Consider the following 20,446-nt stretch of genomic DNA (forward strand, 5'->3'; position numbering starts at 1 on the left):
GCGCCTTCGCCAGCCGGCCCGCCTCGCTCAGAGGTAGCGCGTTTCGGCCGGCGCTTCGAACCAGTTGTTGTTGCGCCCGTCCATGTACTGGACGGGTGCCGTCGACAGTTCCTCCGGCGTCACGTCGTCCAGGCAGTTCACCGCCACGCTCACGTAGGCGCCACCGATCTCGGGCACGTTGCCGCGCCCGAACGAACGCACGCCGCAGCTCCTGCAGAAAAGCCATTCGGTGCTGTGCGAGTTGAACTGGTACAGCGACAGTTCCTCCTCCCCCGACAGCAGCGTGAATGCATCCGGCTTCACGATCGCGCCCCATGCGCGGGTCTTGGTGCAGATCGAGCAATTGCACTTGCCGGTGCCTTCGGCGAGATCGATCAGGGCCTGGAAGCGAACCTTGCCGCAATGGCAGCTGCCGTTGTATGTCTTCTTCATGGTCTGTGTCCTGTGCTCCGCTGTGCGGGGGTTGAAAGTGGAAGCAAGGTTACGACCCATTGCGGACAGATTCTGTCCTCGATTGCAGGCATCATGCGCACATGCTTTCAGCCTCCGCACGCCTGATCCGGCTTCTCTCATTGTTCCAGGCGCAACGCTCGTGGACGGGCGCCGACCTCGCCGGCCGGCTCGAGATCACCGAACGCACCTTGCGCCGCGACGTCGATCGCCTGCGCAGCCTGGGCTACACGGTCGACTCCACCTCGGGCGTGGCCGGCGGCTACCGGCTGGGCGCGGGCACCGCCCTGCCGCCGCTGCTGCTGGAGGACGAGGAAGCCATCGCGGTCGCGCTCGGCCTGGGCAACCCGGCCGGTGCCACGGGCGACATCGGGAACGCATCGATGCGCGCGCTGGCCAAGCTCGAGCAGCTGATGCCGCCGCGCCTTCGCCGCCGGCTCGACAGCGTGCGTTCGTCGGTGGTGCCGGTGATGGGAGACAAGTCGCCCGTGCGCCTGAAGGCCGTCTCCTTCCTGGCCGAGGCCTGCACCGAGCGGCTCGAGCTGCGCTTCGGCTATCGCGACCATCACGACACCGTCACCGAGCGCACGGCTCAGCCGCACCGCGTGGTGCAGACGGGACGGCGCTGGTACCTGCTGGCCTGGGACATCGCGCGCGAGGACTGGCGCACCTTCCGTCTCGACCGCATCGTCGATGCGGAGCCCACCGGCGCGCGCTTCACGCCGCGCCGACTGCCCCACGGCGACGTCGCGAGCTACATGGAGCACGCGCTGAAGGTCTCGCCCTACCTGCATCACGCGCAAGTGCTGGTGCACGCGCCCGCCAGCGCGCTCGAGCCTTATCTCGGCTGGGTCAGCGGCACGCCGCAGGAGGCCGGCGACGGCGCCACCCGCATCGCCACCGGCGCCAATTCGCTCGACGCGCTGTCCGTCTGGCTCGGCTGCCTGCCGTACGATTTCGAGGTCGAATCGCCGCGCGAACTGGTCGATCACATCGCGCTCGTCGCCTCGCGGCTCGCGAAGGCGGCGGCCAAGCCGCCGAGCAGCCACCGAAAGCGGTAGGCCGCCTCCCCCGTATATAGGATGGGCAGCGCGCAAGCCGCCCCCTACCCTTTGCGCCATCCAGCAGCAAACCAAGGCCTTCTTTCCCATGCGCCTCATCGTCACGTCATGCATGAGCGCATGCAGCCTTCACAGCCCGGTGCATCAGGCATGACCGCGGAAACACAGGTTGCCCTCGTGGAAGACGACACCGGAATGCGCGAGCGCATCTCGCGCGTGGTCGATGCCGATCCTTCCCTGAGCCTGGCCTACAGCGCCTCCAACGCCAGCGACATCCTGCGCTGGCTGGTCGACAACCCGGTCGACGTGCTGCTCGTGGACCTGGGCCTGCCCGACCGCCCCGGCCTCCAGGTGATCAGCCAGTGCCGCAACATGCAGCCGGCCTGCGCGGTGATGGTGCTTTCGATCTTCGGCGACGAAGCCAACATGGTCCAGGCCTTCGAGGCCGGCGCCAGCGGCTACCTGCTGAAGGACGGCACCGAGGCCGACCTCGCCACCCACATCCGCCACCTGCGCGCCGGCGGCTCGCCGATGTCGCCGGTGATCGCGCGCAAGCTGCTGCGCCGCTGGCAGGCCCATTCGGGCGGAGCGCCCAAGGAGCAGTCCGCGGCCAAGGCGGCCGGCGCCGCGACGGTCGTGCCCGAGCGGCTTTCGCCGCGCGAGTTCGAGGTGCTCGACCTCGTCTCTCGTGGTTTCACCTATGTCGAAGTCGGGGTGCAAATGGGAGTCTCGGCCTCGACTGTCCAAACCCATATCCGCAATATCTACGGCAAGCTGGATGTGCATAACAAATCGGAAGCTGTGTTCGAGGCCCGCAACCTCGGCTGGCTTCCCTAGCGTGACCGCCGGCGGCCTCTGCCGCCTGCTGCTCGTCGCCCTGTGCCTGTGGCTCGCCCTGGCGTCGGCGGCCCCTCGCGCCAACGCCGCGGAAGCACCCGACGCCTTCGACGTTTCCTCGGCCGAGGCGGTGCTCGAACCCGACGGCCTGCCGATGCAAACGCGCCGGGTGGAGTTCCCCTTCCGCTGGGATCACGAGTTCCCCGGCCGCGGCGGCAAGGCGACCTACCGCATCGAGCTGCCCGCCGCCGCTGTGCCGGCCGGCAAGCCGGCCGCCCTGCTGCTCTCGGGCGCGGGCAACCAGGTGGCGATCTCGTTCAACGACGCGCTGGTGGCCAGCTACGGCACGCTGGGCGTGCCGAACTACGACGCCTCCAAGAGCAACCTGCTGGTGCCGGTGCCGGCCGTGCTGCACCAGAACGGCCAGCCGCAGTCGCTGGTCGTGCGCACCACCATCCAGCGCCAGCGCGGCGCGGGGCTGGCCAGCATCCACTACGGCCCGGAATCCTCGCTGGCGCCGGTCTATCGCGCGCGGCAGAACTGGCGCAACACCTCGGCCATCGTCTACGCCGTGAGCCTGCTGCTGATGGGCGGCATCGCCGGCGGGCTGTGGCTGCGCCAGCGCGATGCGCTCTACGGCTGCTTCGCGCTCGCCGCGCTCTCGGGCGTGGCGCGCAACCTCGACCGCGTGTGGCCCGACGTGGCGGTTCCCTGGCCGCTGTGGGGCGCGGTGGTGGCGGTCTGCTATGCCTGCCACATCGGGCTGATCGCGCGCTTCGTGCTGCTGGTGCTGGAGCGCAACCCGCCGTGGCTGGTGCGCTCGATCTACGGCGCGCTCGCGCTGTCGGTCGCGCTGGCCTGCGCCTCCTTTGCGTTCGCCCGGCCGCTGCTGTGGACCGGCGGCCTCGTCATCCTGCAGTGCATCAGCATCATCTGCCTGCCCTACGTGGTGTACGGGGCGCTGGTGGACCGCCGCCGCATCGCGGGCGTGCTGATGGCGGCGGGCACGCTGGCCATCCTGGCCGGCGCGCACGACCTGCTGCTGGTACGCATGGGCCTCTTCGGCGGCGCCTACTACACGCTGACGGCGCACGCCATGTTCTTCTTCGTGATGATCCTGGCCGGCCTGGTGGTCGAGCGCTACAGCCGCACCGTGGCCGACTACCGCGCGCTCAACGCCAACCTCGCGGCCCGTGTGGCGGAGCGCGAGGACCAGCTGCGCGGCGCCTTCGAGACCGTGCGCCAGCAGCAGCAGGAACAGGCCGTGCTGCTGGAGCGCCAGCGCATCATGCGGGAGATCCACGACGGCGTAGGCTCGCAGCTGGTGGGCCTGCTCAACGTGGTAACGCAGGCCAGGCCCGACCGCGCGGTGATCGAGGAGCACGTGAAGCTCGCACTCGACGAGATGCGCATGGCCGTCGACTCGCTGCAGCCCACGCACGACGACCTGGCCACCGTGCTGGCCACGCTGCGCTACCGGCTGCAGCCACGCCTCGACGCGGCCGGAATCGAGCTGGTGTGGGACGTCGAAGTGATCCCGCAGCTGGAACCCTTCGCCGCGCAGGCAGCCCTGCAGCTGCAGCGCATCCTGCTCGAAGCCTTCACCAACGTGCTCAAGCACGCGGGCGCAACGCGCATCGTGATGCACGCGAGCTGGCACGGGGAACAAACGCCGGCGCTGGTGCGCATCATGCTCACGGACAACGGGCGCGGGCTGCCTGCGGCGCCGGCCAGTGGCGGACGCACGGGGCACGGCATCGCCAACATGCGGGCACGCGCCCAGTCCATCGGCGCGCGGCTGCAGATCGAGACGGTGGACCCGGCGGCCGGCGGCACGCGCATGCAGCTCGACTGGCCCTGCGCACCCGCCTGAAGCCGCTCGCTGTCAGCGCAGCGCGAATGCCAGCGTCACCGCCCCGAGCGCCAGCAGCGCGAGCCCGGCGATGAAGACCATCTCGCCCCAGGCTTCCAGCCGCGCGCCCGACCTGCGCGAGCGCATCGAGATGAAGGACAGCAACGCGCTGGCCAGGAAGACCAGCGCGTCCACCGCGAGCAGGCGGTCTATCAAGAGCCGCATGTCGTCGCGCGGCCCGAGGTGCCCGATGGACATCACCGTCATGCACACGCCGATCATGGTGGCCGACGTGGGCAGGATGTGCGCCGAGAGGCTCTGGGCAGGTGAAGTCATGCGGGCGCGAGGTCGGCAGTCGGATCCTGGATTTCGCGGAACACCGAGGAACCGGCGTTGCCGGGCCTCAGGTGTTGCCCCCGGAAGGGGTTGGCGAAGCGACACGAAGTGCGCGAAGCCTGGGGAGAACTTAGCCGATTCGGACCGGCACGAAGATCTTGTCCTCGCCGCGCTGGATCAGGAGCGCCACCGACTTGTTGCTGGCCTTCGCCACCACCTCGCGCACCTGCTCCACGCTCTGCGCGGGCGTGCCGTTGATGGCCAGCAGCACGTCGCCTGCCTGCACCCCGGCCTGGGCCGAGGGGCCTGCCGCGTCTTCGATCAGCAGTCCGTTGTCGACCGCGGCCTCGCGCTTCTCCTGCGGCTGCAGCGGGCGCAGCGCCAGGCCCAGCTTGCCCTGGCCCACGTCGGCATCGGCCTTCGCGACCTTGGCCGGCTTGTCGCTCGCGTCGCCGAGCTTGGCCTGCAGCTCCTGGCGTTCGCCCTGGCGCCACACTTCGAGCGTGACCTTCTTGCCCGGTGCCTGCTGGCCGATCACCGCGGGCAGGTCGCCCGAGGAGACGATGGGCTGGCCGTCGACCTTGCGGATCACGTCGCCCGCCTTCAGGCCGGCCTTGTCGCCGGGGCCGCCCTTCTCGATGTTCGAGACCAGCGCGCCTTCGGGCTTGTCGAGCTTGAACGAATCGGCAAAGGCCTGGTTCACTTCCTGCACCGCCACACCGAGGCGGCCGTGCGTGGCCTTGCCGGTGGCGACGATCTGGTCCTTCACCTGGATCGCCACGTCGATCGGAATCGCGAACGACACGCCCTGGTAACCGCCGCTGCGGCTGTAGATCTGCGAGTTGATGCCGACCACCTCGCCGCGCGTGTTGAGCAGCGGGCCGCCGGAGTTGCCGGGGTTCACGGCCACGTCGGTCTGGATGAAGGGCACGTAGCTGTCGTCGGGCAGCGAGCGGCCCTTGGCGCTCACCACGCCGGCCGTCACGGTGTTCTCGAAGCCGAAGGGCGAGCCGATGGCCAGCACCCATTCGCCGACCTTCAGGTCCTTGGTGTTGCCCAGCGCGAGCACGGGCAGGTTCTTGGCGTCGATCTTGAGCACCGCGATGTCGGTCTTGGCGTCGGCGCCCAGCACCTTCGCGCGGTATTCGCGGCGGTCGGTGAGCTTGACGGTGACTTCCTTCGCGTCCTTCACGACGTGGGCGTTGGTGATGATGACGCCGCTGGGGTCGACGATGAAGCCCGAGCCCTGCGCGCGCACCGGCACATCGCGCTGCTGTTGCTGGCCGCGCGGGTTCATCTGGCCCTGGAAGCGGCGGAAGAACTGGAACATCGGATCGTCGGGATCGATGCCCTGGATTTCTGCGGCGGCCTCGTCGTCGGAAGCCTTCATGGTGCCGGTCACGCTGATGTTGACCACGGCCGGGCCATCGCGCGAGGTGATGGTCGAGAAGTCGGGCAGCGTGACCATGGCCGCGGGCGCGGTGGCGACGGCATTGGTGGTCGGGGCACCCACGGCGCGGGCGCTGGTGTAGGCGCCGGCGCCGACGGCACCGATCACGCCCGCGCTTGCCAGGGCGATGGCCAGGGCACGGGGCGAAGTCAGACGTGTGTTCATTTGTCGGTTCCTTTCTGGGCGTATGGACGCAAAACGATGAAAGGAATGTCGCGGGTCTGACTTAAGCGCCGCTTAAACGGCGCGGCGCCACCGCAAGGGGCTCAGGCGCGCGCGGGAAAGCGCACCAGCACGCGCAGGCCGCCGAGGCTGGGCGACTGGTCGAGCACCACGGTCGCGCCGTGCAGGTCGGCGATCGACTTGACGATGGCCAGGCCCAGGCCGCTGCCCGACGCCTGCGATTCGCCCGAGCGGTAGAAGCGGTCGAGCACCCGTTCGCGCTCGTCGGGCGGCAGGCCCGGTCCGCTGTCGTCAACGGTGAGTTCGGCGGCGTCGCCCTGGCGGGAGATGCCGATGTCGACACGGCCCTCGACCGGCGTGTACTTGATCGCGTTCTCCAGCAGGTTGCGCAGCAGCATGCGCAGGGCCTCGGACTGGCCGTCGACCACCGCCTCCTCGGCGTGCGCGATGCCGATGTCGATGCTCCTCGCCTGCGCGGCCGCCACGGCGTCGGACACGGCGAGCCGCGCCACCTCGGCCAGGTCGACCGGCTCCGGCTTGGCGCCGGCCGCCAGGCTGGCCTCATGACGGGCCAGCGCGAGCATCTGCTCGACCAGCCTCGTCGCGCGGTCGATGCCCGCCACCAGCCGGTTCACGGCCAGCTCACGCGAGGCATCGTCGGGCGCGCGCTGCAGGCCCTGCACCTGCAGCTTCAGGGCGGCCAACGGCGAACGCAGCTCGTGCGCGGCATCGGCGACGAAGTGCTTCTGCGCATCGAAGGCATGGCGCACGCGATCGAAGAGCAGGTTCAGCTCCTGCACCAGCGGGCGCACCTCCTCGGGCAGGTTCTCCTCGCTCACCGGAGACAGGTCGTCGGCCTGGCGCGAGGCCACCTGCTTGCGCACCCGGGCCACCGGCGCGAGCGACTGGCTCACGACCCACCACACGACCAGCATCAGGAGCGGCGCCATCAGCGCCACCGGCGCGATGGTGCGCAGGGCCAACGTGCCGGCCATGTGTCGCCGCGCCGCCATGTCCTGCGCCACCTGGATCACCAGCCCGCGCGTCTGCATCGAGAACACGCGGTAGGTGGTGCCCCGCGCCTGTACGTCGGCGAAGCCCAGCACCGCGAGCTGCGGCAGCGCGGCCTGCTCGGCGGACTCGAAGATGCGCACGCCGTCGGCGGTCCACACCTGCACCACGAAATCGAAGTTCTGCTCGGCGGCGCCCAGTCCGCCCACCGCCGCGCTGGGCGGCAGGCCCGCGCGCAGCGACAGTGCCATCTGCTGCATGTGGTAGTCGAAGATGTCGTCGGCCTCGGCGAGCACCGTTCGGTAGGCCACCAGAGCCTGCGCACCGGCGGCCAGCACGATGGCAGCGAGCAGGAACCACAGCAGGCGCGCGCGCAGGGAGCCGGTCAGCCTCCTCATATCTTCGGCACCATGTAGCCGACACCGCGCACGTTGCGGATCAGCTCCGCGCCGAGCTTCTTGCGCAGCCCGTGCACGTACACCTCGACCGCGTTGCTGCTGATCTCGTCCTTCCAGCTGTAGAGCTTCTCCTCGAGCTGGGCACGCGACAGCACCATGCCGGGCCTGGCAAGCAGCGGCTCCAGCACGGCCCATTCGCGCGCCGACAGCACCACCGGCTGGCCGGCCACCGTGACCTCGCGCGTGGCCGGGTTGATGCTCACGCCCATGTGCTCGTACACCGGCTCGGCACGACCCGCGGCGCGGCGCAGCAAGGCGCGGATGCGGGCCAGCAGTTCGTCGAGGTCGTAGGGCTTGAGCACGTAGTCGTCGGCGCCGGCGTCGAGGCCCTCGATGCGCTGCTGCACCGAGTCGCGCGCGGTGGCGATCAGCACCGGCATGCGCTGTTTGCGCGCGCGCAGGTTGCGCAGCACCTCGAGTCCGTCGCGCCGGGGCACGCCGAGGTCGAGCATCACCAGGTCGTATTGCTGGGTGCGCAGGGCCGATTCGGCGGCCTGGCCGTCTTTCACCCAGTCCACCGCGTACTGCTCGGCGCGCAGCAGGTCGAGCACCGCTTCGCCGATCATCACGTCGTCTTCGAGGAGGAGGAGTCGCATGGTTGTGTCCGTTTCGGGGATTCGAGGCGCGGGCCGCGGCCAAAGTTCAGACCAAGGGAAGATCAGAGAAGCGATCGGACTTCTCGCGCGGCTTCGAAAAGCAGTGGCAGCATCTCGCGCTGCAGCGTCTCTTCCTGGTAGCGCGTGCCCGAGAGCACCACGTTGAGCGCGGCCACCGTGTGGCCCTGCATGTCGCGCAGCGGCACGGCCAGCGCCTGCACGCCCAGCTCGTGTTCCTCGCTGGCGAAGCAGTAGTCGTCCTTGCGCGCGCGGGCAATCAGCTGCCGCAGGCCCCGCGCCTGCGTCACCGTGCGAGGCGTGAGCCGCGCCAAGTGCCGGCCCTTGAGCCATTGCGTGAACTGGGTCGGCGCCATCGCGGCCAGCAGCACGCGGCCGGTGGAGGTGGCATGCGCCGGCAGCCGTGCGCCCAGGTGCAGGCCGTAGGCCAGCACGCGCGTCGGCGTTCCGTAGCTGCCGCTGCGCGCGACGATGACCACCTCTTCCCCGTCGAGCACCACCGCCGAGAACGATTCGCCGGTCTGCGCCGCCAGCCGGTTCAGCGTGGGCTGCAGCGCGCGCGGCAGGCGCGACGAGGCGAGATAGCTGCCTGAGAAGCGCAGCACCTTGGGCGCCATCCAGAAGTAGCTGCCGTCTGTCTCCAGATAGCCCAGATGCGCCAGCGTCAGCAGGTGCCGGCGGGCCGCGGCGCGCGTGAGGCCGGCGCGCTCGGCGGCCAGCGTGGCGTTCAGGCGCTGGCGCTCGGTGTCGAAGCTTTCGAGCACCGCCATTCCCTTGGCGATGCCCTCGATGAAGTCGGCCTTGGCGATGCTCATTCGGCGTGGTGGTTCGTCGTCTTTGGAAGTGTTGCGCGATGATCGCGCACGCATTCGCATGATCGCACAGAGCCGCGCGAGCGGCCTCCTCAGAAGACCCGGTGCGCCCTACGCTCCACGAAACCCTCTCGGAGACACGAACATGCGCACCCAGGTCGCCATCATCGGAGCCGGCCCCGCCGGCCTGCTGCTCGGGCAGCTTCTGTACAAGGCAGGCATCGACAACGTCATCGTCGAACGCCAGAGCGGCGACTACGTGCTCGGCCGCATCCGCGCCGGCGTGCTGGAGCAGGTCACGATGGACCTGCTGGCCCGTGCCGGCGTCGACGCCCGCGCCAAGGCCGAGGGCCTGCCGCACGAAGGCATCGAGCTGCTCTTCAAGGGCGCTCGCCACCGCATCGACATGCACGGCCTCACGGGCGGCAAGCAAGTGACGGTGTACGGTCAGACCGAAGTGACGCGAGACCTGATGGAAGCCCGCGCGGCCGAAGGCCTCGCCACCATCTACAGCGCGGCGAACGTGAGCCTGCACGACTTCCAGTCCAGCAAGCCGCGCGTGCGCTACGAGAAGGACGGCCAGACGCACGAGATCGAATGCGACTTCATCGCCGGCTGCGATGGCTACCACGGCGTGAGCCGCGCGAGCGTGCCGGCCGATGCGATCCAGACCTACGAGAAGATCTATCCCTTCGGCTGGCTCGGCGTGCTGGCCGACGTGCCGCCGGTGTCGCATGAACTGATCTACGCCAACACCGAACGCGGCTTCGCGCTGTGCAGCATGCGCAGCGCCACGCGCAGCCGCTACTACGTGCAGGTGCCGACCGAGGAGCGCGTGGAGAACTGGAGCGACGAGGCCTTCTGGAACGAGCTTCGCGCCCGCCTCGACCCCGAGGCGCGCGAGCGGCTGGTGACCGGGCCTTCGCTCGAGAAGAGCATCGCGCCGCTGCGCAGCTTCGTCGCCGAGCCGATGCGCTTCGGCTCCCTGTTCCTGGCGGGCGACGCAGCCCACATCGTGCCGCCGACCGGTGCCAAGGGCCTGAACCTCGCCACCGCCGACGTGGGCTATCTCTCGCGCGCCTTCGAGATCTTCTATGCGGAGAAGTCGGCCTCGGCGCTCGACCGCTACTCCGACCTGTGCCTGCGCCGCGTCTGGAAGGCCGAGCGCTTCTCGTGGTGGTTCACCTCGCTGATGCACCGCTTTCCGGAAACGGGCGCCTTCGGCCAGAAGATCCAGGAAGCCGAGCTCGACTACCTGGTGCATTCGACCGCTGCCTCCACCGCGCTGGCGGAGAACTACGTCGGGCTGCCGCTGGAAGACTTCTGAGCCGGCGGCGTCTCAGCCGCCCAGCACCTCGTCGACAAAGCGCTGGTCTTCGTCGTAGATCCAGCACTCCGCGAGCTTGCCGTCCTTCACGGTGTAGCGCAGCTGCCGCTCCAGTTCGACTGCACGGCCCTGGAACTCGAATTGCTCGACCGCGACGATCAGGCCGTAGTGCTCGCCCGCCAGCACGTCTCGGATCGAGACAAGCCGGCGATTCGTTCGCTCCTTCACCTTCTTGAGCACGGCAAGACACGCCGCCTTGCCGCGATGCGTGCCGGCGAGCGGATTGCGTCCGAAGTAGTGGAAGACGACCTCGTCGTGGTAGCTGTCGACGATGCGCTGCACGTCGTTGGCAACCCAGGCGTCGGCGTAGCCCCGGATCACGGCACGGATGTCGTCCGGGGCCTTGCTGCTCATGCGTGCTGCTCCAGCGCCTTCTTCATGGCAATGCCGCCCTGCTCCATCATCGGCCCGACGTAGGCCGCCATGGCGTCGGGCAGCACGTCGGTGATCCAGACGAAGCGCGAACGGCCTTCGCCCTCATCGAACACCTGCGCCGTTGCGTGGTGGTGCGCGGCCTGTCCGCCGGTGACGGTGTAGGCCAGCCGTCGATGGGCATCGTCGATGCCGACCAGCACCTCGCGCGCCACGAGCCCGTTGGCGAAGGTGAGGATGCGGGCGCCCTCGGCATCGATGGTGCAGGCGGTGAGGAAACCCGGCGCGAGCCGCGTGTGCACCGCGCCGAAGTCGCGCAGCGCGTCCCACACCTGGGCGGCATCCGCCTCGACGATGAATTCCTTGTAGACAGTGGCCATGGCGAGCCTCGCTTCAGGGGCAGACCGCCTCGACGTTGTTGCCGTCGGGGTCGATCAGGAATGCCGCGTAATAGGTCGGGCTGTAGTCCGGCCTCGGGCCCGCGCCGCCGTTGTCGGTGCCGCCTGCCTTCAGGCCGGCCTTGTGGAAGGCGGCCACTGCTTCGTGATTCGGCGCGCGGAATGCGATGTGCGTGCCCGGCCCTTTCGTGCCCTTGGCGGCGTAGAGCCACAGCGCCGGCTCGTCGGCCGGGCCGATGCCGGCGTAGCTGTCGTCGTGCGGGCCCGGCACATGGCCGAGCGGCGCGAGCGCGGCTTCGTAGAAGCGGCGGCTCGCGGCGAGATCTTTGACTTTCAGTCCGATGTGGTCGTACATGATGGCTTCCTGCTCGATGGATTGGTCAGGAGCTCATCATCGAAGAGCGCGGCAATGCGTTCTTGGAAAATCTTGCGGTCGCCCTGGGCCGCCTTGCGGAAGCCGCCCGGCGACACGCCGGCCGCGCGATGGAAGGTGCGCACGAAGTTGCTGAGATCGGCAAAGCCCACGTCGAGCGCGACCTCGGTCACCGACCGGCCGTCGTCGTCGGCTAGCAGGCGCGCGGCATGCCTCAGGCGCGAGCGCACGAGGTACTGGTGCGGCGTGACGCCCAGCACCTGCGAGAACAGCCGCAGGAAGTGGAAGGAACTCAGGCCTGCTTCGGCTGCCGCACCGTCGAGGCCGATGTCGTGCTGCGAATTGGCGTCGATCCACATCGCCGCGTCGACCGCGCGACGGCGGTCACGTGCGGCGGCCGAAGCCGGCGCCCGGGGCTTCGGCCGGCCGGAGACGACTTCGACGAAGCGGCCCGCGAACCACATGCCCAGCTCGTCCAGCCCGACGTCGCTCTGCCCGTCGGCTGCGGCCTGCGCCAGTTCGCCGATGACCACGAGCTCAGCCAGCGGCGGCACGCCGCCGGTGCGCCAGGTCTTGCGGTCGCCGCCGATCAGGTCGACGAAGCCCGGCGACAGGTGGAAGGCAAGGCACTCGTCGCCGCAGACATGATGGTCGTGCGTGCAGACGTATTCATCGCCCGGGCAGCCGACCAGCACCGAGCCGGCGACCAGCTCGTAGGCCCGGCCGCGCGTGCGATAGCCGAAGCTGCCCTTGCGCACGTACGAGACCGAATAGCCTTCGTGCAGCTCGGTGAAAGGCTGCGCGTCGGGCCCCACGTCGCAGCGGTAGCTGGCGATACGGATCGCGTCGGTCTGAACTTCGTTGGTGACAAGCATGGCCGACGCCTTTCTGCCCCACGAAAACGATTGCTCAATCGACGGTTTGCATCGCCTGCCAGACACGCGCAGGGCTCAGCGGCATGTGCAGGCGAGGCGCGCGCGTGGCGAGGCCGTTGCGCGCGAAGGCATCGGCCACCGCATTCACGATGGCCGGGGTGGCGCCGATGGTGCCGAGCTCGCCCACGCCCTTCACGCCCAGCGGGTTGTTCTTGCACGGCGTGGACTCGTCCATCTCCATGTTGAACATGGTGTCGACGATGTCGGCGCGCGGGGCGGCGTAATCCATCAGGCTGCCGGTGACGGGCTGGCCGGTCTCGTGGTCGTACACCACCTGCTCGTACAGCGCCTGGCCGATGCCCTGCACCGCGCCGCCTTCGAGCTGGCCGCGCACGATCATCGGGTTGATGACCCGGCCCACGTCGTTGACCGAGCTGTAGGCCACCACGCTGATCTCGCCGGTGGGCGGGTCGATCTCGATCTCGCAGATGTGGCAGCCGTTGGGCCAGGTCGGGCCGGCCACGGTGCTGGTGGAGTCGACGAAGATCTCGCGCCCCGGCTGCTTCGCCGCGAGCGTGAAGAGGTCGAGCTCGAGGTCGGTGCCGGCCACGTTGAAGACGCCGCGGCTGTAGACGATGTCGTCGATGGAAGCCTCGAACTCCTGAGCGGCCAGTTCGCGCGCCTTGTCGATGGTGCGTTCGGCGCCGATGCGCACGGCCGAGCCGCCGGTGAAGAGCGAACGCGAGCCGGCGCTGCCGAAGCCGTCGCCGCGGTCGGTGTCGCCGAGCACCACGCGCACCTTCTCGATGGGTACGCCGAAGGCATCGACCGCGAGCTGAGCCAGCGATGTGGCGATGCCCTGCCCCATGGCGTTGACGGCCGAGAAAACCTCGATCACGCCGTCGGCCTGCACCGAGACGGTGACGCGCTCCTCGAACACGTTGCCGCCGGTCCATTCGAGGAAGGTGGCGATACCGAGGCCCCGATGCTTGCCCTTGCCTGCCGACTCGGCCGCGCGGGTCTCGAAGCCCTGCCAGTCGGCGAGCGTGAGCGCCTGGTCCATCACCGACTCGAAGTTGCCGGTGTCGTAGGTCTGCGCCATCGGGTTCTTGTACGGCATCTGCTCGGGACGGATGAAGTTGCGGCGGCGCAGCACGATGCGGTCGATGCCGGTCTGGCGCGCAGCCTCGTCCATGAGCCGCTCGATGGTGAAGATGGCTTCCGGCCGCCCCGCGCCCCGGTAGGCGCCGGTGGGAGCGGTATTGGTGAGCACCGCCTTGAAGTGGAAGTCGATGGTCTGGATGTCGTAGACGCTGGTCTGCACCCAGGGGCCGATCAGCAGCTGGATCGCGACGCCGGTGCCTGTGGCGTAGGCGCCGACGTTGGCCAGGGTCTTGATGCGCAGGGCCAGGATCCTGCCGTCGGCATCGAGCGCCATCTCGGCGCGCGCCTCGATGTCTCGGCCGTGCGCGCTGGAGAGAAACTCCTCGCTGCGGTCGGCCACCCACTTCACAGGGCGGTTCACCTGCAGCGCCGCGAAGGCGACGGCGATGTCCTCGGGATAGGCGCCGGTCTTCATGCCGAAGCCGCCGCCGACGTCGCCCACCACCACGCGCACCTTTTCCTTGGGCAGGCCGATGGCGGCGCAGATGGAATCGCGCACACCGGAGGGCATCTGCGTGCTCATGCGGATCGTGAGGCGTCCGGTTTCGGCGTCGCGCGCGGCGAGCACCGAGCGCGGCTCGATCGTCAGCGCCACCACGCGCTGGTTGTTCACGTCGAGCGCGACCACGTGGCTGGCCTTGGCGAAGGCGGCCGTGGCGGCCTCGCTGCTGCCGTGGCGCATCTCGGCGGCGATGTTGCCCGTGGCTTCCTCGCACAGCAGCGGCGCCCCGTCGGCGGTGGCGCTCGCGAGGTCGACCACCATGGGCAGGTCTTCGTAGTCGACCATGATGGCTTCGGCGGCATCGCGCGCCTGCTGCACCGTGTCGGCCACGACCGCGGCCACCACTTCGCCGACGAAGCGCGTGCGCTCGTGGGCAATGGCATGGCGCGGAGGGCTGGCGCTGTCGCTGCCGTCCGCGCGCTTGAAGCCGGCCGCGCCCGGCAAGGGCTTGACGCCGGCTTCGGCCATTTCGGCGCCGGTGATCACGCGCAGCACGCCGGGCATGGCGGCGGCGGCGCTGGTGTCGATGGAGAGGATTCGCGCGTGCGGGTACGAGGATCGGAGGAAGACGAGATGAGCCTGTTCGGGGAGCGTGACGTCGTCGGTGTAGCGTCCGGCGCCGGACAGGAGGCTTTCGTCTTCCAGACGGCGCACCGCCTGGCCGCTGCCGAAGCGAGTGGGATTGGGTTCAGTGGTCAACGTGGTCCTCTTATGCTGATCCCCGGCGTGTGCTCGGGCCTGCCTGATCTGTCGTGGGTGCGCGAAAACAAGCTGTGCACTATAGGGTTTCCGGCTGGTTTTGTGGCGCCGTGGAATGTCGGCCGAACCCTTTTGGCGGTGTCGGCGGCACGCGATTTTCGCCCACTGGATCGGAATTTGCGAAGCCGTGTATACCTATGCCCATGCGACAACTGCCTTGGCTCGAACCCGGAGACGCCCTGCCCGACCCCGCCTCGGCCTGGGGCGTGGCCGACCCGGTGCCCGGCCTGCTGGCCGCGGGTGGCGCGCTCGACGTCGATACTTTGATGCAGGCCTATGGCAACTGCGTCTTCCCCTGGTTCAGCGAAGACCAGCCCATCCTCTGGTGGAGCCCGGACCCGCGCATGGTGCTGCGGACGGCCGACTTCAAGCTGCACCGCTCGCTTCGCAAGACCCTCCTGCGCTTCATCGAAACGCCCGGATGCGAGGTGCGCATCGACCATGACTTCGCGGCGGTCATCACGGCCTGCTCGAGCTCGCCGCGGGTGGGCCAGTCGGGCACCTGGATCGTGCCGGACATGGTGAAGGCCTATACGGATTTGCACCGCGCCGGCCACGCCCACAGCGTGGAGACGTGGATCGACGGCGAACTGGCGGGCGGCCTCTACTGCGTCGGGCTGGGCCGCGCGGTGTTCGGCGAGTCGATGTTCACCCGCCGGCCGGACGCGTCGAAGATTGCCTTGGCCGCGCTGGTGTCGCTCTGCCGCCACTACGGGGTGCAGATGATCGACTGCCAGCAGAACACGGCCCACCTCGCCAGCCTCGGCGCCCGCGAAATGGCCCGCAAGCGCTTCGTCTCCCACGTCGCCGGGGCACGCCAGCAAGAGGGCCCACGGTGGCGTTTCGACCCCGTATACTGGTCCGAACTCCTTTCCGCGCGATCTCCTTCCCCGACGTGACGCACCTCAAGGATCTTCCGCTTCACACGCTGCAGTTCTACGCAACTGCGCCCTACCCCTGCAGCTACCTGCCGGACCGGCAGGCCCGCTCGCAAGTGGCCACGCCCAGCCACCTGATCCACAACGACGCCTACTCCGACCTGGTGCTCAGCGGCTTCCGGCGCAGCGGGATGTTCACCTACCGGCCCTATTGCGACGGTTGCCGTGCCTGCATTCCGCTGCGCGTGCTGGCCAACGACTTCCGGCCCAACCGCAGCCAGCGCCGCGCGCTGAAGCAGCATGCCGACCTGCAAGCGCGCGTGCTCAAGCTGTGCTTCATGCCGGAGCACTATCAGCTCTACCTGCGCTACCAGAACGGCCGCCATGCCGGCGGCGGCATGGATCACGACAGCATCGACCAGTACACCCAGTTCCTGCTGCAGAGCCGCGTCAACTCTCGGCTGGTGGAGTTCCGCGAAACGCTGCCCGACGGCAGCGCGGGCGCGCTGCGGATGGTGTCGATCCTCGACGTGCTCAACGACGGCATCTCGGCCGTCTACACCTTCTACGAGCCCGACACCCGCGTAGCGCCGGGCCGCCCCAAGCAAGCGGACGCCCCCCTGGAGGGGCAGCGAGAGCACGCAGTGCCGAGCGTGGGGGCCTCATCCACCGGCTACGGCACCTACAGCGTGCTCTGGCAGATCGAGCAGGCCCGCAAGCTGGGGCTGCCGCATGTCTACCTCGGGTACTGGATCGAGCACAGCCCGAAGATGAACTACAAGGCGCGTTTTTCCCCTCACGAAGTGTTGTTGGATGGCCGCTGGCAGGCGCCAGGCGATTTCACAAGGTAAAATGGCGCTCGGTCATCACCGCCAAGCGCCATGAGAAAAAACCAATCCGACATTCCCGCCGTTCCCGTGATCCAGGTGATCGAGCGCATGTTCGCGCTGATCGACGTCCTGGCATCGCGCGAGGACGCCATTTCGCTGAAGGAGATCAGCGAAAAGACGGGGCTCCACCCGTCGACCACGCACCGCATCCTCAACGACCTGGCCGTCGGCCGCTTCGTCGACCGCCCCGAGGCCGGCAGCTACCGCCTTGGCATGCGCCTGCTGGAGCTGGGCAACCTGGTCAAGGGCCGGCTCAACGTGCGCGACGCGGCCCTGGGTCCGATGCGCGAGCTGCACAAGCTGACGCAGCAGCCCGTCAACCTCAGCATGCGCCAGGGCGACGAGATCGTGTACATCGAGCGCTCCTACAGCGAACGCTCGGGCATGCAGGTGGTGCGCGCCATCGGTGGCCGCGCCGCCCTGCACCTCACATCGACCGGCAAGCTGTTCCTGGCCGCGGATGACCCGCAACGGGTGCGCAGCTACGCCACGCGCACCGGCCTTGCCGGCCACACGCGCAACAGCATCACGCAGCTGCCCGCACTGGAGCGGGAACTGTCGAAGGCGCGCCAGTACGGCATTGCCCGCGACAACGAAGAACTGGAGCTGGGTGTGCGCTGCATGGCCGCCGGCATCTACGACGACCAGGGCAAGCTGGTGGCGGGCTTGTCGATCTCCGCCCCGGCCGATCGGCTGGACGAAGGCTGGCTGCCCAAGCTGCAGGCCACCGCCAACGAGATCTCAGGCGCGTTGGGATTCAAGGAAGGCATGGCCGCCGCGCCGTCTCCCTCCGCAAGCAGCAGCCTCCCGTCGACTGGCGCCTGACACACCGGAAACACCCCACAAAAGCAAACAGGCCCTCTGGAGGGCCTGTTTTCGTTGGGGCTGCCGGTGAGTGTGACGTCGATCAGCCAGCGATCTGATACGCGGTATTGCGCGACGAGGCTGCCGGAGAGCCGGCTGCGTGAGTGGCCTCCACCCAGCGGCGAACCCGCTCGGCATCCGCGATACGGCTGAACTTGCCGGCCGAATCCAGGAACACCATGATCAGCTTGCGGCCGGCCACGCGCGCCTGCATCACGAGGCACTGGCCGGCTTCGGAGATGTAGCCGGTCTTCTGCACGCCGATTTCCCAATCGGGGCTCTTCACGAGGCGGTTGGTGGTGTTGAACTGCAGCACACGGTTGCCGACTTCGACCTGGTATTCAGGCGAGGTGGACAGCGAACGCACGGTGGCATCGGCGTAGGCGGCATTGACCAGCAGCGCCAGGTCTTGCGCGCTCGACTGGTTGCGGCTCGACAGGCCGGTGGGCTCCACGTAGCGCGTGTCCTTCATGCCGAGCATCTTGGCCTTGGCGTTCATGATGCTCACGAAGGTCGTAAGGCCGCCCGGGTAGGTGCGACCCAGCGCGTGCGCGGCGCGGTTTTCGCTAGACATCAGAGCCAGGTGCAGCAGTTCGCCGCGCGAGAGCGTGGTGCCGACCGTCAGGCGCGAGCTGCTGCGCTTCTCGGTATCGACGTCGTCCTGGGTGATGGTGATGAGCTCGTCGTTCGGCAGATGAGCCTCGCTGATGAGCAGGCCGGTCATCAGCTTGGTGAGCGATGCGATCGGCAGCACGGCGTGGTCGTTCTTGCTGAACAGGACTTCGTGGGTATCCTGGTCGATGACCAGCGCGACGCTCGACTTCAGGTCGAGCGCGTCTTCGGTTCCATGCAGGCCGGCCATCTGGCCGAAGGATTGGCGCGGGGGCACTTCGGCGACGCGAACCACCGAGCGGCGCTGTACGGCCACCACGGTCTTGCCGTTCTTCTTGTGGATGGTGGCAACGACGTTGCGGCCGCCACGAACCACCTTCTCGGCGCGTTCGCCGCGCTTGGCGACGACGACCGGAACAGCGCCGCGAGCCGTCTTGGACGACGCGGCGTTGTGCTTGACTTCCACCGGCACGGGCCCCTTCGCCTTCTTGGCGGCGACGGCGGTCTTGGCAGCGGCGGGCTTTTCCTTCTTGGCGGCCTGGGCGCCAGGCAGCAAAAACGCCGTGGCGCAGAGCGCGACGGCGAGGGCTTTGAAAGCGGGCAGGAACCGCTGGCTGGAAACTCGGCGTAGGCGGGCTTCAGGCATTAATAAATCTCCAGCGGCAGAAACGAGGACCGCAGTGTATCGAAATCAAAAAAGACACGCAATATCAGTTACTTGCATCCTCTTCTTCATTCGAATATCAAGGATCGCCCGAAAACCTAACCTTGTGCCGCCACTCTCTCAGCTTGGCTCTGTAACTTGTTGAGCGCACTCAAATAAGCCTTAGCCGAAGCGACAACGATGTCCGGATCCGCCCCGACACCGTTGACCACCCGCCCTGCGTTTTGTAACCGGACTGTAACTTCTCCCTGGCTTTCCGTCGAGCCGCTGATGGCGTTTACAGAGTAAAGAACCATCTCGGCGCCGCTCTTGACGTGCGACTCGATCGCCTTCAGGGAGGCATCAACCGGGCCATTCCCGTCGGATTCGCCGGTGACTTCCTTGCCCTGGACGGTGAAAACGACCTTCGCCTGGGGGCGCTCGCCGGTTTCGCTGTGCTGGGAGAGAGAGACGAAAGCAAACTGCTCACCAACGTGCGACACCTCCTCCGCGCTGACGAGCGCGAGGATGTCCTCGTCGAAAATCTCGGACTTGCGGTCGGCCAGCTCCTTGAAGCGCAGGAAGGCTGCATTGATTTCGCCCTCGCTGTCCATGGCCACGCCCAGCTCCTGCAGGCGCTGCTTGAAGGCGTTTCGGCCGCTGAGCTTGCCCAGCACGATCTTGTTGGCCGTCCAGCCCACGTCTTCCGCCCGCATGATCTCGTAGGTGTCGCGAGCCTTGAGCACGCCGTCCTGGTGGATGCCGGAGGCGTGCGCGAATGCGTTGGCCCCCACCACCGCCTTGTTGGGCTGCACCACGAAGCCGGTGGTCTGGCTGACCATGCGGCTCGCGGCCACGATGTGCTGGGTGTCGATGCGCAGGTCGAGCCCGAAGTAGTCCTTGCGGGTCTTTACCGCCATGACGACCTCTTCGAGCGAGCAGTTGCCCGCGCGCTCGCCCAGGCCGTTGATGGTGCACTCCACCTGGCGCGCGCCGCCGATCTTCACGCCGGCCAGCGAGTTGGCCACAGCCATGCCGAGGTCGTTGTGGCAATGCACCGACCAGATCGCCTTGTCGCTGTTGGGAATGCGCTCGCGCAGCATCTTGATGAAGTTGCCGTAGAGCTCGGGAATGGCGTAGCCGACGGTGTCGGGCACGTTGATGGTGGTGGCACCCTCGTTGATGACGGTCTCGAGCACCCGGCACAGGAAATCCGGGTCGCTGCGGTAGCCGTCTTCGGGGCTGAACTCCACGTCGCCGATCTGGTTGCGCGCGAAGCGCACGGCCAGCCTGGCTTGCTCATGAACCTCGTCGGGCGACATGCGCAGCTTCTTTTCCATGTGAAGCGGCGAGGTGGCGATGAAGGTGTGGATCCGTCCGCGGGCCGCGCCCTTGAGGGCTTCGGCCGCGCGTCCGATGTCGCGGTCGTTGGCGCGCGAGAGGCCGCACACTGTCGAGTCCTTGATCGCGTTCGCGATTGCCTTCACCGCCTCGAAGTCGCCGTTCGAGCTGGCGGGAAAACCGGCCTCGATGACATCGACCTTCAGCCGCTCCAGCAGCTTGGCAATGCGCAGCTTCTCGTCGCGCGTCATCGAGGCGCCCGGCGATTGCTCGCCGTCGCGCAAGGTGGTGTCGAAAATAATGAGTTGGTCGGTCATCGTGGGT

20 protein-coding genes are annotated in these 20,446 nt (G+C 68.2%); 7 read left to right on the top strand and 13 right to left on the bottom strand.

The features are described from left to right. Positions 1-27: 27 nt before the first annotated feature. Positions 28-432 (bottom strand): GFA family protein, encoded by a 405-nt coding sequence (locus tag BMY35_RS02925; RefSeq protein ID WP_093195476.1) that lies wholly within the window; start codon positions 430-432, stop codon positions 28-30. A gap of 101 nt (positions 433-533) precedes the next feature. On the opposite strand from BMY35_RS02925, the gene BMY35_RS02930 reads away from it, so the two are divergent. The 3 genes from BMY35_RS02930 to BMY35_RS02940 all read left to right on the top strand — a co-directional run bounded on the left by BMY35_RS02930 (position 534) and on the right by BMY35_RS02940 (position 4,221). Beyond that, positions 534-1,511, top strand: a complete 978-nt coding sequence (locus BMY35_RS02930) for a helix-turn-helix transcriptional regulator (protein WP_093195477.1) — start codon at positions 534-536, stop codon at positions 1,509-1,511. A gap of 150 nt (positions 1,512-1,661) precedes the next feature. After that, positions 1,662-2,348, top strand: coding sequence for a response regulator transcription factor (locus tag BMY35_RS02935; protein ID WP_093195478.1), 687 nt, complete (start codon positions 1,662-1,664; stop codon positions 2,346-2,348). A 1-nt stretch (position 2,349) separates the two neighbouring features. Then, the gene (locus tag BMY35_RS02940) at positions 2,350-4,221 is read left to right on the top strand and encodes a sensor histidine kinase (protein ID WP_093195479.1); all 1,872 of its coding nucleotides are present in this window, start codon (positions 2,350-2,352) and stop codon (positions 4,219-4,221) included. 12 nt (positions 4,222-4,233) lie between these two features. On the opposite strand, the gene BMY35_RS02945 is transcribed toward BMY35_RS02940, so the two are convergent. The 5 genes from BMY35_RS02945 to BMY35_RS02965 form a co-directional block, all read right to left on the bottom strand. Continuing rightward, positions 4,234-4,536, bottom strand: coding sequence for a hypothetical protein (locus tag BMY35_RS02945; RefSeq protein ID WP_093195480.1), 303 nt, complete (start codon positions 4,534-4,536; stop codon positions 4,234-4,236). Between the two features lie 130 nt (positions 4,537-4,666). Further along, entirely contained in the window at positions 4,667-6,151 is a 1,485-nt protein-coding gene (locus tag BMY35_RS02950; RefSeq protein WP_093195481.1) for a DegQ family serine endoprotease, read from the bottom strand. 101 nt (positions 6,152-6,252) lie between these two features. Next, positions 6,253-7,578, bottom strand: coding sequence for an ATP-binding protein (locus tag BMY35_RS02955; RefSeq protein ID WP_093195482.1), 1,326 nt, complete (start codon positions 7,576-7,578; stop codon positions 6,253-6,255). Next, positions 7,575-8,234, bottom strand: coding sequence for a response regulator (locus BMY35_RS02960; protein ID WP_093195483.1), 660 nt, complete (start codon positions 8,232-8,234; stop codon positions 7,575-7,577). Before BMY35_RS02960 ends, BMY35_RS02955 begins: the two co-directional genes overlap by 4 nt. 62 nt (positions 8,235-8,296) lie before the next feature. Beyond that, positions 8,297-9,067: an IclR family transcriptional regulator domain-containing protein gene (locus tag BMY35_RS02965; protein WP_093195484.1), complete on the bottom strand. Its 771-nt coding sequence runs from the start codon at positions 9,065-9,067 to the stop codon at positions 8,297-8,299. Positions 9,068-9,209: 142 nt separating this feature from the next. Here BMY35_RS02965 and pobA point away from each other — a divergent pair, with 142 nt between their 5' ends. Then, entirely contained in the window at positions 9,210-10,391 is a 1,182-nt protein-coding gene (pobA, locus tag BMY35_RS02970; RefSeq protein WP_093195485.1) for a 4-hydroxybenzoate 3-monooxygenase, read from the top strand. Positions 10,392-10,403: 12 nt separating this feature from the next. On the opposite strand, the gene BMY35_RS02975 is transcribed toward pobA, so the two are convergent. The 5 genes from BMY35_RS02975 to BMY35_RS02995 are packed head-to-tail and all read right to left on the bottom strand — an operon-like array spanning position 10,404 to position 14,834. Continuing rightward, positions 10,404-10,805 carry a nuclear transport factor 2 family protein gene (locus tag BMY35_RS02975; RefSeq protein WP_093195486.1) on the bottom strand — a complete coding sequence of 134 codons (402 nt, stop codon included), beginning with the start codon at positions 10,803-10,805 and terminating at the stop codon, positions 10,404-10,406. Continuing rightward, complete coding sequence (locus BMY35_RS02980; protein WP_093195487.1) at positions 10,802-11,203, bottom strand: SRPBCC family protein; 402 nt, start codon at positions 11,201-11,203, stop codon at positions 10,802-10,804. The genes BMY35_RS02975 and BMY35_RS02980 overlap by 4 nt, the downstream gene beginning before the upstream one ends. Before the next feature lie 13 nt (positions 11,204-11,216). Next, positions 11,217-11,576 (bottom strand): VOC family protein, encoded by a 360-nt coding sequence (locus BMY35_RS02985; protein WP_093195488.1) that lies wholly within the window; start codon positions 11,574-11,576, stop codon positions 11,217-11,219. Beyond that, positions 11,555-12,469, bottom strand: coding sequence for a helix-turn-helix domain-containing protein (locus BMY35_RS02990; protein WP_093195489.1), 915 nt, complete (start codon positions 12,467-12,469; stop codon positions 11,555-11,557). The genes BMY35_RS02985 and BMY35_RS02990 overlap by 22 nt, the downstream gene beginning before the upstream one ends. A 34-nt stretch (positions 12,470-12,503) precedes the next feature. Beyond that, positions 12,504-14,834: a xanthine dehydrogenase family protein molybdopterin-binding subunit gene (locus BMY35_RS02995; RefSeq protein ID WP_093195490.1), complete on the bottom strand. Its 2,331-nt coding sequence runs from the start codon at positions 14,832-14,834 to the stop codon at positions 12,504-12,506. Between the two features lie 203 nt (positions 14,835-15,037). Between BMY35_RS02995 and aat the strand changes: the two genes are divergently transcribed. The 3 genes from aat to BMY35_RS03010 are packed head-to-tail and all read left to right on the top strand — an operon-like array spanning position 15,038 to position 17,487. Further along, a complete protein-coding gene (aat, locus tag BMY35_RS03000) occupies positions 15,038-15,793 on the top strand; it encodes a leucyl/phenylalanyl-tRNA--protein transferase (RefSeq protein WP_093195616.1) in 756 nt (251 codons plus the stop codon). Further along, positions 15,790-16,623, top strand: a complete 834-nt coding sequence (locus BMY35_RS03005; RefSeq protein WP_093195491.1) for an arginyltransferase — start codon at positions 15,790-15,792, stop codon at positions 16,621-16,623. The genes aat and BMY35_RS03005 overlap by 4 nt, the downstream gene beginning before the upstream one ends. A gap of 30 nt (positions 16,624-16,653) precedes the next feature. Continuing rightward, the gene (locus tag BMY35_RS03010) at positions 16,654-17,487 is read left to right on the top strand and encodes an IclR family transcriptional regulator (RefSeq protein ID WP_093195492.1); all 834 of its coding nucleotides are present in this window, start codon (positions 16,654-16,656) and stop codon (positions 17,485-17,487) included. 82 nt (positions 17,488-17,569) lie between these two features. On the opposite strand, the gene BMY35_RS03015 is transcribed toward BMY35_RS03010, so the two are convergent. Then, entirely contained in the window at positions 17,570-18,784 is a 1,215-nt protein-coding gene (locus BMY35_RS03015) for a serine hydrolase (RefSeq protein ID WP_093195493.1), read from the bottom strand. Between the two features lie 116 nt (positions 18,785-18,900). Beyond that, a complete protein-coding gene (locus BMY35_RS03020) occupies positions 18,901-20,439 on the bottom strand; it encodes a 2-isopropylmalate synthase (RefSeq protein ID WP_093195494.1) in 1,539 nt (512 codons plus the stop codon). Between the last annotated feature and the right edge of the window lie 7 nt (positions 20,440-20,446).

Source organism: Variovorax sp. YR750, assembly GCF_900109805.1.
Lineage (GTDB): Bacteria > Pseudomonadota > Gammaproteobacteria > Burkholderiales > Burkholderiaceae_C > Variovorax > Variovorax gossypii.

Bases quoted from the DNA above. Each gene is read 5' to 3' on its own strand.
- BMY35_RS02980 (WP_093195487.1), bottom strand. From the start codon at position 11,203: ATGGCCACTGTCTACAAGGAATTCATCGTCGAGGCGGATGCCGCCCAG.
- BMY35_RS02960 (WP_093195483.1), bottom strand. From the start codon at position 8,234: ATGCGACTCCTCCTCCTCGAAGACGACGTGATGATCGGCGAAGCGGTG.
- pobA (WP_093195485.1), top strand. From the start codon at position 9,210: ATGCGCACCCAGGTCGCCATCATCGGAGCCGGCCCCGCCGGCCTGCTG.
- BMY35_RS02930 (WP_093195477.1), top strand. From the start codon at position 534: ATGCTTTCAGCCTCCGCACGCCTGATCCGGCTTCTCTCATTGTTCCAG.
- BMY35_RS03020 (WP_093195494.1), bottom strand. From the start codon at position 20,439: ATGACCGACCAACTCATTATTTTCGACACCACCTTGCGCGACGGCGAG.
- BMY35_RS02955 (WP_093195482.1), bottom strand. From the start codon at position 7,578: ATGAGGAGGCTGACCGGCTCCCTGCGCGCGCGCCTGCTGTGGTTCCTG.
- BMY35_RS02950 (WP_093195481.1), bottom strand. From the start codon at position 6,151: ATGAACACACGTCTGACTTCGCCCCGTGCCCTGGCCATCGCCCTGGCA.
- BMY35_RS02975 (WP_093195486.1), bottom strand. From the start codon at position 10,805: ATGAGCAGCAAGGCCCCGGACGACATCCGTGCCGTGATCCGGGGCTAC.
- BMY35_RS02990 (WP_093195489.1), bottom strand. From the start codon at position 12,469: ATGCTTGTCACCAACGAAGTTCAGACCGACGCGATCCGTATCGCCAGC.
- BMY35_RS02935 (WP_093195478.1), top strand. From the start codon at position 1,662: ATGACCGCGGAAACACAGGTTGCCCTCGTGGAAGACGACACCGGAATG.
- aat (WP_093195616.1), top strand. From the start codon at position 15,038: ATGCGACAACTGCCTTGGCTCGAACCCGGAGACGCCCTGCCCGACCCC.
- BMY35_RS02945 (WP_093195480.1), bottom strand. From the start codon at position 4,536: ATGACTTCACCTGCCCAGAGCCTCTCGGCGCACATCCTGCCCACGTCG.
- BMY35_RS02985 (WP_093195488.1), bottom strand. From the start codon at position 11,576: ATGTACGACCACATCGGACTGAAAGTCAAAGATCTCGCCGCGAGCCGC.
- BMY35_RS02925 (WP_093195476.1), bottom strand. From the start codon at position 432: ATGAAGAAGACATACAACGGCAGCTGCCATTGCGGCAAGGTTCGCTTC.
- BMY35_RS02965 (WP_093195484.1), bottom strand. From the start codon at position 9,067: ATGAGCATCGCCAAGGCCGACTTCATCGAGGGCATCGCCAAGGGAATG.
- BMY35_RS03015 (WP_093195493.1), bottom strand. From the start codon at position 18,784: ATGCCTGAAGCCCGCCTACGCCGAGTTTCCAGCCAGCGGTTCCTGCCC.
- BMY35_RS03010 (WP_093195492.1), top strand. From the start codon at position 16,654: ATGAGAAAAAACCAATCCGACATTCCCGCCGTTCCCGTGATCCAGGTG.